Raw genomic sequence first — 12,166 nt, forward strand, 5'->3', positions numbered from 1 at the left:
TAAAATTTATTATGCTTTCACTCTTTAATTAAAGGTTAATCTCTTGTACGTCTATTTTATAATTGCTTTGCTTATAAGCTCTACTTATGTATGACACTGATCCTATCAATGTTAATATATATCCAACAATCAAGTCTGTGAAGAATGGTCTCATAATAGATTCTTCTGCTAAAAATTCTGGTACCGATCTTATTGCGTCAAAAATAGTAATATCAAATTCTTTATAGGCATTATATATATCAATTCCTAAAGATACATGTTGAGCTAAATATACGAGCATTATAGTTATAATTGAAGTAATTATTATTCCTGTTAAATTTAATTTTCCACCAAATAACTCATATCCTTTTATGCTACATATTGCGATTGCTAACCCACCTACAGCTGCTATATATCCTAATTGATATATAATAATCCAAATTATAGATCCAATAAGTGCTCCAATTAATGAACCTACTATACCACCAATTATATTACTCTTTTTTTCACGTTGTGTTTGCTGATTCATTGCAATAGAATTCTTCATATCTAATCTACAGTTAACACAACATGATGTAATAACACCATTTACTATAAGTGGCGCCATTACATTGGATTCCCCACATATTTCACAACATGAAACAAAACTATTTGTTTGCGCAAAATTTAATATTTCATCAATGATATTCATAATAATTTCTGTTTTATTTTGCTTTTTAAGTTTAGGAGCATAGTTTATTTTTATCCTATAATCTTCATAACTTGCTACAGATATTCCTTTATATTTACACCTTAATTCATTTAAAAATATACTTATTCTTTCTACACTAAACTCTTGAGGTATTTTTAATGGAATATATATGTAAGATATATCATATGTTTTATTTAAGGTTCCTATTGATATATTATATCCTCTATATGTTCCTGCTAATGCACCTTCTTTCTCTAAATAATTCAATTGAGTATTTTCCCTAATCTCATTTAATATTTTCTTTTTCATTCTTATCTCCTTTGTAATTGTATATTATATCAATTTACACGTTTATCATATAAAACATAAAATACAATCTAATTAAAACTCAGTCTCTTTTTAAATACATATTTTTATTTCATAATTCTTTATGGTAATTTTTATATAATTCTAATCCTTCCATATTCTCTTAATATCTATAATACTATTTATATCATTACTTTCAAATCTTAATAAATATACATCAGGATTACTTAAGTTTTTCCAAAAATCAAATCCAGAAACCTTATCAAAGTACCTCATTATCAAAGAAAATAGCTCTCCATGGGTTACTACTGCTACATTTTCCTCTTCTAGCTTTAATATATCATTTAAAGCTTCAATAGCTCTTTTAGTAGCCTGATTTGAAGACTCTCCCCCCTCAAATCTTATATCCATATCTTCATAGGCCGCCAATAAATATGGGGTATAATCCTCCACCACATACGGTAGTAATAATTTTTCTCTTACTCTTTCATCAATATTTACTTTTAAATTTAAATGTTCTGCAAAGGGTGTTATAGTTTTTATTGCCCTTACATAGGGACTAGATACTATATAATTAATATTATATTTTAATAAATAATTTTTTAATTCTTGTGCTTGAGCAATCCCAACCTCTGTTAATTCTGCCTCTGCAGGTTGTCCAAATGCTTTACAATGTCTAATTAGATAAATATTCTTCATTCTTCTACCACTCCTATATTGTCAACTTTTTCAGTATCATTTTAGACAAATAAAATTCCTATGTCAAAAGTAAACTTATTCTCATAGGAATTTCTCTTTAAAACTTAGTCATTGCTATCTATTAAAATTTGAATTTGTCCTAAAGCTTTTTCTTCTTTATCTATGCCACATCTTGTCATTATGTATATCTCATAAAAAGTTCCACTAACTATTATATTATTTTTTTCAATATATTCAACTAACTTTCTGTAATATTTACTTGTATCTTTATAATCATCATCAAAATTTATTGTAATATAATTTCCAGGTTTTAATGTAATTATTTTTTTTTCACCTATCTCGATATTTTCATTTATGCTTATCATTAAATTATTGTATGTTAACTTTTCTTGATTTTTAAAGTCTTCATATGAAGTTGGGAAAACTAATTCTTTATTAGTGATTCCATATTTTTCTTCTATATATCCTAATGTTCTAGATAAATTTATCTCAAATTCTTCTGTATATCTATGAGTATTACTATATTTTATAAATTTTCTTTCACCACAATATCTTATAAAAGGCTCATTTATTCCCTCTTTTAATACTGTCTGAATTCTATCCTCTAAAAAATATATGTTATTTTTTATGTTATTCAATTCTTTTATCTTCTCTTCTACTATTTCTTTTTGCTTTGTTATTATATCTAAAATAGAATTAATAGAAGTATAATTATTTACTAGTATCTTTATTTCATCTAAGGACAACCCCATAGCTTTACATTGTTTTATCAAATCTAAAATTATAAAGTGTTTTACTGAATAGTATCTGTATTTACTCTTTTCATTTACATATGCAGGTTTTAATAATCCAATTTTGTCATAATGTCTCAATGTTTGTATAGAAATATTATGAAGTTTTGATACTTCACCAATGGAAAATCTTGTATCCATACATTCTCACCTCATTATCATTATATCTTAAATTTCAAAAATAGGTAAACTACACCCTGCAAGATAACACAGAATCTTTTCTGTGCCTATCTTACAGAATACAGTTTACCTTATTATTTTAAATCCTATGCACTTAATACTTCTTTAGTAGCTACTTTTATATTTGCCATTATCCTTATAGTTATAAATGTAAGACTTTCTGATAATATTGTACCTGCCCAAATTCCATTTGCTCCAAACACTTTGTAAAGTAGTATTAATGAAATTGGTAAGTATATAACAGACCTTAAAAGACAACTTAAATTTGAATACTTTGGTGTTTCTAAGGCTTGGAAATAAACTAATGTATTTAAATTTATTCCAACTACAAAATAACTTATACTTGCTATTCTTAGTGCTATATATGCAAGGTTTGCAATGACAGGATCTGCTGTGAATATCCCTATAAGTGTTGGCCCAAATACAAAACATATTACAACGGATAATCCACTGATTAATGTGGAAGATATACAGGTTATTTTAAAGAACCCTAGCATTTTTTCCCCATCTTTTTTACCAAAATTATAACTGATAAGAGGTTGTACCCCTAAAGTTAATCCATAAAGAACCATATATATATTTGTTGTTATATAGTTAATTATACTATAAGCTGAAATTCCCATTTCTCCAATGAACTTAACTAAAACAATATTATGTATTAACACCATTATTGAATAACTTCCTTGGGCGAAAAACGATGGGAATCCTATTAAGCAGAACTCTTTTAAATCACTTTTATTTATTCTTACATTGCCAAAGGTTAAGTAACCTTTCTTCATAATAAAATGTGGCAATAATACAGATACTGTGACAATTTGACCAAGTCCTGTAGCTATTGCAGCTCCCTTAATACCTAATCCAAACTTAAATATAAATACATAATCCAATATAATATTAGTTATTGCTCCTGCAATTGTTGATATCATTGCAAGTTTTGGTCTTCCATCATTTCTAACAAAACTACTTAGTACTATCCCTATTAAGTTAGGTATACAAAAGATTGCATAAAACCTTAGATATTCTACAGCTAACCCTTTTAAATTTGATGTTGCCCCTAACATAGTTACTATTTGTTCTGTAAATATAATACATATAATACTTATAATACCGCTAGCTATTAAAAGAAACTTAAATACTTGTCTAAAAATGCTTACTGCTCTATCTATATTCTTTGCACCTATGTTTTTAGATACTAAAGCTCCTCCACCTATTGCAAACATTGAAGCTAATCCAAATAGCATTACGGTAAATGGAAGCACAATATTTACTGCTGCTAATGCTAAATCACCCACACCTTGTCCTACAAATATACCATCTACTACTGTATATAAAGATGATATAAACATGGCAAGTGCAGAAGGCACTGCATACTTAAAAAACTCTTTTAATCTATTCTCTTTTTCCATACTTTATTCTCCTTCTTTTTTATGTTACCTTATCCATAATAAAGTCTATCCTTAGTATAGAGTCAATACCTTTTTCAAATATATCCATAAATTTATATACTTATCCAATATGCAGAATATTTTTTACTTTTATCAATATTATAAGACCTCATATCTACTAATAAAAAATGGTTTCAAAGTGCATCATCACTTTGAAACCATTTTTATTTACTACTATGATCTGAAAAACATTTCACATAGTTCAATCCATTTTTCAGTATTCTCTTTTATACAATCCTACTTATAGCTCTGCCTCAAGCATAGCTAAAAGCTTATCAAACCTATTAATCGTATCTTCTAATGGTTTTGGTGTAGTCATATCTACTCCAGCCTTCTTTAATATCTCTATTGGATAATCACTGCATCCTGCTTTTAAGAAACCTTTGTATTTCTCAACAGCTTCTTTACCTTCATGAAGGATTTTCTCATAGAAGGAGTTAGCGGCTGCAAAGCCTGTTACATACTGATATACATAAAAATCTCTATAGAAGTGAGGAATTCTTGCCCATTCAATGTCAATTTCATTATCTACCACCATAGCATCTCCGAAATAATTAACATTTAAATCATGATAAATTTTGCATAAATCATCACTAGATAAAGCTTCTCCCTGCTCCATCTTTTCATGGACAATTAACTCAAACTCAGCAAACATGGTTTGTCTAAATACAGTAGTTCTAATTCCTTCAAGTTGTTGATTTATTAAATATAATCTTTTAGCTTTATCTGTTTCGTTCTTTATTAAATAGTCTATTAATAAACATTCATTAGTAGTAGATGCCACTTCTGCACAGAATAACTCGTAATTTGCATAAGTAAATGGCTGATTATGTTTTGAATAATAGGAATGGATACTATGACCCATCTCATGAATCAAAGTAGATACATCATTTACTTGATTTTTATAGTTTAATAAAATATATGGCATAGAAGTATAGCTTCCACTAGAGTAAGCTCCACCTCTTTTACCTTTATTCTCATAAACATCAATCCAGCCTTCTGTAACTCCTTCATTGAAGATATCTATATATTCTTTTCCCATTGGTTCTAGAGCCTTTTCACAAAGCTTTACACCTTCTTCAAAAGCTATATTAAACTTTGGTGCATCTATAATTGGTACATACAGGTCATACATATGAATCTCATCTAAATTAAGTAGTTTCTTTTTTAACTCCACATATCTATGAAGAGAATCTATTCTTTTATTAACTGTACCTACTACATTTTTATATACTTCTACTGGAATTTTATTAGGTTTTAAGGATGCTTCAAGGCAAGAATTATATTTTCTAATTTTACTTTCAAAAATAAAATTCTTTACAGAAGCAGTATAGGAATTAGATATGGTATTTTCAAACTTCTTATAGGTATTGAATAATGCCTTAAAAGCTTCTTCTCTAACCTTCCTATCTTTACTTGCTATGAATATAGAATAATTTGAAGCTGTAAGCTCTACTTCATTTCCTTCTTCGTCTTTTATTTTGGGGAAAGTCATATCTGCATTAGTAAGCATAGTAAATATATTACTTGGTGCACTTAAGCAATCACTTACATTTGCTAATATATTTTCTTCTACTTCACTTAAAATATGAGGTTTTCCTTCAAAAATATTTGTAATATATATTTCATAATGTTTTAATCCCTCAGTGTTCTCTATAAGCTTTTTAACATCTTCTACTTCCATAGATAATAATTCTGGAAGGAAAAATGATATTACTCCACTAAATTCTGCTCCGAAGGTAGATATTTTATCCATCATAACTTGATACTTAGAGTTAGATTTATCTTCATCACTTCTTAAGTGAGCATATACCACTAAATCCTCATATAAACTTGCTAGTTCTTCATACTTGTGTAAATAATTTAAAAGCTCAACTCCATCATTAAGTTTACCTTTAAATTCTAAAAGACTTGGCGTATTTTCCTTTATTTTTTTGAAATCCTCTTCCCATTTACCATCAGTAGCATACATCTTATCTACTTTCCATTTATATTTTTCTTCTACTTCGTCTCTTGTCTTTATCTTCTCCATTGCTGCCATATTGCACCTCCATATTATTATTTTAGTATTTACTTAGCTGTAAAGTTTTTCCTATGTATTACTATTATACACTAATATATATATAGTTTGTAAATATACTTCCTTAAATATGTGCTTAAATACTATCTACAATCTATTAACTTTTATAAAACTTTTTAATATTTTCAAGAACAGCTGCTCTAATTCTTTCCTTTATATAAGGATTACTATATATATGATCAGCATTAAATCTACAACTATTCATTAAAGCAATAAAGGTAATCTTTTTATTTCCCTTAGTTAGCCTTGCTACAGCTCTATCTATTTTTTTATTTATATCTTGAATTTCCTTGGAAATTTTTATTTTTTCTAATATGTATCCTCTTAATTCAGGGTGTTTGAAGACGATTATGTTAGTAATATTTGCTACCTTTACTACATTAGCAAAAAACAGTCTATCTCCTTTATTAATTATAGCTCTAATTGCTTCATCTACATCTGCTTTATATTTATTTAATTCATCCTGATTTTCCATATCATTATAAAAGCCATTCTCTTTAGTTATATAGTTTTCCATTCTAAGCTCCTCTTAATCTTGTTATATATACTATCTTACCTATGACAATAAGTTATCCTAATTATTCCTACTAGTAAATATTATACTTATTTTATTACCACTTTAAAATATAAATTTATATATAACTTCATTATAAAAGGATATCTTAATGGCTTAGTACCTTTAATTTTACTGAATTACACTTTAGGCATCTTCAAAAAATAANNTAACTCAAAATATACTTCCCATCTTTGACTTATTATTTATTTTCAGATGCCTCAGTTTAATGCAATTTCTAATTAAAGATAGTTTTTAACCTTAAGATATCCTCTTTATATCGTTCTTTTTGAATTTTTGTTTTAAATTTCTTTCATATAAAACAGAAGTTATTACAGAGCTAATTAGCGTCAATGCCGCTATTATAATTAATCCTCTATTATTATCTATAGGACATACTCCTGGAGGCAAAGTAGCTCTTACCTTGTAAATTTGATAATAACCTATGACACCTAAAAGTATTCCCATATAAAATAGTAGATTAGAAAGCTTATTTAAACTTAATTTTATTTTATTCATTTTAGCTTTCTCCTTTTTATCTCATATCTAAACACTATAACATGCCAGCCTTACAGATATAAGAGCTAAAATTTTCATAGTTCTACATAAGTTTTACTTTATATTCAAATTCTATTTGCAAGGTAAATGTTCTTCACCCCATAAAACCATTTGTTCAATAGTTGGAAGTAAGGATTTTCCCTTAGCTGTAAGATAATAAATTGATTCAACTTGATTATTGTTTACTTCTTTTTCATTATCTATAATTCCACTGTTTATAAGTAGCTCTAGCTGCTGAGATAACATTTTGGGGCTGCATCCCTTCATACGACGCTTCAATTCTCCAAATCTTTTATGATCTTCTCTCAGTGACCAAATTATATTAGCTACCCACTTCTTTCCTAAAATATTAGCTAAAGCCTCCACTGGGCAGTGGTATTCTTCATCATTTACTACAAACATAACTTCTCTCCTTTAGTATATACCTTTCTTAAAAATCTCTCATATAATTTAAATAAGTATATGCTATTAAGTATCTATTATACCTGTATGATTTTTCTTTAGCTACCCCCAATGGATTTTCTTCACTAATTGTTAATGTTATTATCTATTTCTTAATTCTTGCTATCATATTATTTAAATATTCTTCATTGACTACTCCAATCCTATCTATCTCAATAAATCCATCCTTATCAATAAAAACAGTTCTCGGTATACCTGAAATTTTATACTTCATAGCAGCATCTAAATCCTTATCATATAATGTAGTCATGTCATATCCATTATCATCCATGAATTTCTTAGCAACTTCTACAGTTTCTTTTTGCTCATCTGTCATATTTACCATTAATATCTTAACATCTTCTCCATACTTATCAGCTGCATCTTTGAAGTGAGGCATTTCACTTTTACAATAGTCACACCAACTAGCCCAAAAATTCACTACTACAGGCGTACCCCTATAATCTGATAGTTTAACTTGGTTTCCTTCCTCATCATATACTGTAAAATCTGGAGCTTCCACCTTTGTGTTATCTGTATTACTTCCTTTATCTTTAGGAATATTTTCAGTTATTTCTTTATTTTCGTTATCTTTATTTTTTTCATATCTAGATGATAATTCATTATATCCTAAATATACTACTATAAAAAATATAATGAAGCCTATTACCCATAAAATTATATTTTTATTTTTCATAACTTCCTCCTAAAAACTTAAAATTGAAAGTATTTTATTTAAATGTCCTGTCATCATTGCAATTCCTATTATCACAAGAATTATTCCAGAAACTCTATTTATTATTTTATAGTTTCTTTTTATAAAATCTAAAGTTTCTTTTAACTTACCTATCAAAATAGCTGACATAATAAAAGGTATTCCTAAACCTATGCTATAAACAAATAACATTAAGGCTCCCTTGAAAATATGTTGACTATTAGCAGCGATCATAAGTGCCGAACCTAAAAATGTACCTACACAAGGTGTCCATCCAATAGCGAAAACTACTCCAAATAAAATTGAAGATATAAATTTAAGGGAATCTATTTTAACATCCATCTTAAAACTTCTCTCTAAAAATGAAATTCTAAGAACTCCCATGTAGTTTAGTCCAAATATAACTATTATTCCTCCACCTACTATATTTAGTAGTGTATAGTAATTCCTAATAAAGCTTCCAAAGGTTCCTGCTAATGTTCCCAGTACAGTAAATACTATTGTAAAACCAATTACAAATCCTACAGCATTTATTAAAGCATTATTTTTACTTTTGTTCTCTAAATTATTATCTCCAGCAAAATAAGAAATATATATAGGTAGCATTGGCAAAATGCACGGAGATATGAAAGTTATAATTCCTTCTAAAAATAATAAAATATATTCCATAACCTACTCCCTTCAATATTATTTGTTTGATACCTAGTTCCCATAGCATTCATCCTCCATAAAGGTTTAAAATAACAATGGCATTGGTCCTTTAAGGTATAAATTTAATTAATGGACTTCAGTATGAGATGAATTTCTATCTGAAGTTCAATTTCACTTAGTAATAAATATATCATTATATATTATTACTTTCAATTAGTAACTTTTTAGTAATCTCTTATTATAATGCATATAAATCTAATAATTAATTTTTATTTATATGCATAACTTTATAAGTTCATTGAAACATATTAAATAGATTTAAATACACTAATATTAAGTAATAAATAGGAGTGTATTTATGAGTGATTTTAAAAAATCTTGTGTAGATTTATATCCTGCTCTAACAAATACAAAGAATGGAAGCTTCTATGGATATATTAATTCTGATGGAAAATTTATTATATCACCTACCTTTTCTAGCGCAACAAACTTCAATGAAAATAAATTAGCTATTGTTTGTAAATATGACCATTGTGGTGTTATTAATACTAACGGAGAATATGTAGTTCAACCTGTATATGATTCTATAGAACCATTTGTAGAATCTAGAGCTGTATATGTACAAGGAGATGTTATGGGAGTTATCGATGAATTTGGAAATACAATTACCAAAAAGCCCTATACCTTTGTAGATAGTTATAGTGACTCCTTAGCTCTTGTTAGTACTAAAACCCCCACAGGTGAATATCTTTATGGTTATATAGATAGGGATGGAAATGAAGTTATTCCACCAAATTATGTGGAAGGTAGCGATTTTAAAAATAATTATGCATTAGTCAAAGACCATAATGGTACCTATAAGGTAATTGATAAAAGAGGATCAGTATTTACCACCTTTCCTTATAAATTTGTAGATAATTATAATGAAGATGTATTTACTTTTTCTGAAACTCTAGAAGGACTTATAGGATATGTAGACATATATGGTCGTGTTCTTATAAAGCCTAAATATACCTCTGCCTCTCCTGTAAAGGATGGATATATGGTGGTGAGCGCTTCTCCTAATTCTCTAGGTAACTATGGTGTTATAACTTTATCTGATCATATTGTATATCCCTTTATTTATGATGACATAAGATATGTTGGAGAAAATAGATTTGCCCTCGGTCTTTCTCGTGGAAACAACAATAATATTTTTATGAATAATATATACTCATTAGGTAATAACAAAGGTACTACTCTTACAGATTTCAAATTTTTACACATAGAAAATTTTAAAGATGGATTAGCTTCTGCCTACGATATTCAAAATAGTTTCTTTATAGAGCCAAATGGTAGAATATCAAGAAATCTGCCTATAGTTAAAGGTAGTGGTACCTTAGATTTTCAATGTAATATAATCTACGCTAATATAGATAATATTCCTTATTATATTAGTAAGCAAGGCGATATAATTTATAAACCTAATAATCGAGTTAATTTAAATGATAAATATACTGTGATACAGCTTAAGTATAAGCCTAATATAGATTATTTAGTATATTACCCACAAATTCAAGGAGCTACTCCTTCTTCAGTATCAGAAAATATCAATTTAAAACTAAGAGAACTATCAGCACTTAAAGCTGTCAGTAACAATGCAGTTTTAGATTATAACCTATATGGTAATTTTGAAACTTTGTTCTTTAAAAAGGATTTATATATTCCTGAAATAAATACCTACAACTATCCCTTTGGTGCTGCTCATGGCTTAACTACTAGAAGTACACCAAATATTAACTTAAAAACTGGTGAGTTTTATTCTATCTCTGATTTATTTAGTTGTACTACCAATTGGGTAAATGAATTAAATAGTATTATTAGAAATATGATAAAAACTGACCCTCAATATTCTTATGTATATGAAGATGGCTTTAAAGGTATTACAAGTAATCAAAACTTTTATGTAGATGAAAATAATCTCTATATATACTTTCCACCTTACGATATAGCACCTTATGTTGCTGGTTTTGTTACCTTTAAAATTCCTTTTAAAGATATAGATCACCTACTTTGTAAAAAAGGGAGCTTTTATAATTCATTTAATTAGCAATAAATAAGGCTATCTCTAAAGTATTACTTAAGTTTACCTTATAATACTTTGAGACAGCCTTTTTAAAGTGTGTTTTTGTCTTAGATTATTTTATTTGTTAGTTCCAGTATAGATGAATATAGCATCTCTTAAGAAAGCTGCCATCCCTGGTTGCTTTGCATCATAATAAGCAGTAAATCTTTCATCATCTACGTACATTTGTGCAAGACCTGCATGAGCTTCCTTACTATAGCTACTCCAATAGTAACTTATCCACTTACGATGTAATTCAGCTGTTTTTTGAGCTAACTCTCCAGATGGATCTCCAGTTTTAAAAGCTGCCTCTAGAGTACTCATAACCTCTTCTGCTAGATTTGCTACTTCAGCATACTCTTTTTCTGACATTCCCTTTAACTTTGCATTGGATTTATTTATTTCTTCTTCACCATATTTTCCACGTATTTCCTTACCATATTTCTTTTCATTTTCATCTATCAGTTTCTGTTTAAATCCTTCAAACTTTTCTTTATTACTCATTTTAATTCCTCCTCTTTTAGTAGCTATTGTCTTTTCAACATTAGCTATTAATAAATCTATTTGATTTCTTTTTTCAAGGAGCTTCTGACGATGTTCTACAAGTGCATTAAATCTATCAAAGGAAGATTCATTTATTATATTTTTTATATCCGTTAAACTAACACCTAATTCTCTATAAAATAATATTTGTTGTAATTTATCCACTTCTTCTTGCCCATAAATTCTATATCCAGATGAATTAACTCTTGCCGGCTTAAGAATTCCTATTTCATCATAATATCTAAGGGTCCTCGTACTAATTCCTGCTAACTTTCCTAGCTTTTGCACTGTATATTCCATATTCTCACTCCTCTTAATAATAACTATACAGCTTTACGCAACGTGAATGTCAACAACTTTTTTATACTATTTTTATAACTTTAAAATTTGTTTATCCTAGGCATCTTCAAAAATAAGTAAGTCAGAATGC

Annotated in this window: 12 protein-coding genes; 1 reads left to right on the plus strand and 11 read right to left on the minus strand. The window is 28.0% G+C overall.

Annotated features, from left to right (window positions below; translation table 11 throughout):
* Positions 1-28 precede the first annotated feature (28 nt).
* From B3W71_RS02345 to B3W71_RS02390, 10 genes are all read right to left on the minus strand, one after another.
* Positions 29-979: a hypothetical protein gene (locus B3W71_RS02345; RefSeq protein WP_346887319.1), complete on the minus strand. Its 951-nt coding sequence runs from the start codon at positions 977-979 to the stop codon at positions 29-31.
* Between the two features lie 141 nt (positions 980-1,120).
* On the minus strand, positions 1,121-1,675 hold the full coding sequence (locus B3W71_RS02350) for a histidine phosphatase family protein (RefSeq protein WP_346887320.1): 555 nt from the start codon (positions 1,673-1,675) through the stop codon (positions 1,121-1,123).
* Positions 1,676-1,779: 104 nt separating this feature from the next.
* The gene (locus B3W71_RS02355) at positions 1,780-2,607 is read right to left on the minus strand and encodes a MerR family transcriptional regulator (RefSeq protein ID WP_346887321.1); all 828 of its coding nucleotides are present in this window, start codon (positions 2,605-2,607) and stop codon (positions 1,780-1,782) included.
* 125 nt (positions 2,608-2,732) lie between these two features.
* Positions 2,733-4,052 carry an MATE family efflux transporter gene (locus B3W71_RS02360; protein ID WP_346887322.1) on the minus strand — a complete coding sequence of 440 codons (1,320 nt, stop codon included), beginning with the start codon at positions 4,050-4,052 and terminating at the stop codon, positions 2,733-2,735.
* Positions 4,053-4,332: 280 nt separating this feature from the next.
* A complete protein-coding gene (pepF, locus tag B3W71_RS02365; RefSeq protein ID WP_346887323.1) occupies positions 4,333-6,132 on the minus strand; it encodes an oligoendopeptidase F in 1,800 nt (599 codons plus the stop codon).
* A 136-nt stretch (positions 6,133-6,268) separates the two neighbouring features.
* The gene (locus B3W71_RS02370; RefSeq protein WP_346887324.1) at positions 6,269-6,688 is read right to left on the minus strand and encodes a hypothetical protein; all 420 of its coding nucleotides are present in this window, start codon (positions 6,686-6,688) and stop codon (positions 6,269-6,271) included.
* 297 nt (positions 6,689-6,985) lie between these two features.
* Positions 6,986-7,243, minus strand: coding sequence for a hypothetical protein (locus B3W71_RS02375; RefSeq protein WP_346887325.1), 258 nt, complete (start codon positions 7,241-7,243; stop codon positions 6,986-6,988).
* Positions 7,244-7,354: 111 nt separating this feature from the next.
* Positions 7,355-7,684 carry a helix-turn-helix domain-containing protein gene (locus tag B3W71_RS02380; protein WP_346887326.1) on the minus strand — a complete coding sequence of 110 codons (330 nt, stop codon included), beginning with the start codon at positions 7,682-7,684 and terminating at the stop codon, positions 7,355-7,357.
* Between the two features lie 145 nt (positions 7,685-7,829).
* Complete coding sequence (locus tag B3W71_RS02385) at positions 7,830-8,420, minus strand: TlpA disulfide reductase family protein (RefSeq protein ID WP_346887327.1); 591 nt, start codon at positions 8,418-8,420, stop codon at positions 7,830-7,832.
* Positions 8,421-8,429: 9 nt separating this feature from the next.
* Entirely contained in the window at positions 8,430-9,107 is a 678-nt protein-coding gene (locus B3W71_RS02390) for a cytochrome c biogenesis CcdA family protein (RefSeq protein ID WP_346887328.1), read from the minus strand.
* Positions 9,108-9,447: 340 nt separating this feature from the next.
* On the opposite strand from B3W71_RS02390, the gene B3W71_RS02395 reads away from it, so the two are divergent.
* Positions 9,448-11,178: a WG repeat-containing protein gene (locus tag B3W71_RS02395; protein ID WP_346887329.1), complete on the plus strand. Its 1,731-nt coding sequence runs from the start codon at positions 9,448-9,450 to the stop codon at positions 11,176-11,178.
* Positions 11,179-11,271: 93 nt separating this feature from the next.
* Here B3W71_RS02395 and B3W71_RS02400 read toward each other — a convergent pair whose 3' ends face one another.
* Positions 11,272-12,036 carry a MerR family transcriptional regulator gene (locus B3W71_RS02400; RefSeq protein ID WP_346887330.1) on the minus strand — a complete coding sequence of 255 codons (765 nt, stop codon included), beginning with the start codon at positions 12,034-12,036 and terminating at the stop codon, positions 11,272-11,274.
* Positions 12,037-12,166: the final 130 nt, after the last annotated feature.

The organism is Clostridium sp. UBA1056, assembly GCA_002316385.1.
In the GTDB taxonomy this organism is placed as follows: domain Bacteria; phylum Bacillota; class Clostridia; order Clostridiales; family Clostridiaceae; genus Clostridium_J.

Excerpts from the sequence above, each read along its gene's own strand:
- B3W71_RS02345 (WP_346887319.1), bottom strand. The coding sequence starts at position 979 with ATGAAAAAGAAAATATTAAATGAGATTAGGGAAAATACTCAATTGAAT.
- B3W71_RS02350 (WP_346887320.1), bottom strand. The coding sequence starts at position 1,675 with ATGAAGAATATTTATCTAATTAGACATTGTAAAGCATTTGGACAACCT.
- B3W71_RS02355 (WP_346887321.1), bottom strand. The coding sequence starts at position 2,607 with ATGGATACAAGATTTTCCATTGGTGAAGTATCAAAACTTCATAATATT.
- B3W71_RS02360 (WP_346887322.1), bottom strand. The coding sequence starts at position 4,052 with ATGGAAAAAGAGAATAGATTAAAAGAGTTTTTTAAGTATGCAGTGCCT.
- pepF (WP_346887323.1), bottom strand. The coding sequence starts at position 6,132 with ATGGCAGCAATGGAGAAGATAAAGACAAGAGACGAAGTAGAAGAAAAA.
- B3W71_RS02370 (WP_346887324.1), bottom strand. The coding sequence starts at position 6,688 with ATGGAAAACTATATAACTAAAGAGAATGGCTTTTATAATGATATGGAA.
- B3W71_RS02375 (WP_346887325.1), bottom strand. The coding sequence starts at position 7,243 with ATGAATAAAATAAAATTAAGTTTAAATAAGCTTTCTAATCTACTATTT.
- B3W71_RS02380 (WP_346887326.1), bottom strand. The coding sequence starts at position 7,684 with ATGTTTGTAGTAAATGATGAAGAATACCACTGCCCAGTGGAGGCTTTA.
- B3W71_RS02385 (WP_346887327.1), bottom strand. The coding sequence starts at position 8,420 with ATGAAAAATAAAAATATAATTTTATGGGTAATAGGCTTCATTATATTT.
- B3W71_RS02390 (WP_346887328.1), bottom strand. The coding sequence starts at position 9,107 with ATGGAATATATTTTATTATTTTTAGAAGGAATTATAACTTTCATATCT.
- B3W71_RS02395 (WP_346887329.1), top strand. The coding sequence starts at position 9,448 with ATGAGTGATTTTAAAAAATCTTGTGTAGATTTATATCCTGCTCTAACA.
- B3W71_RS02400 (WP_346887330.1), bottom strand. The coding sequence starts at position 12,036 with ATGGAATATACAGTGCAAAAGCTAGGAAAGTTAGCAGGAATTAGTACG.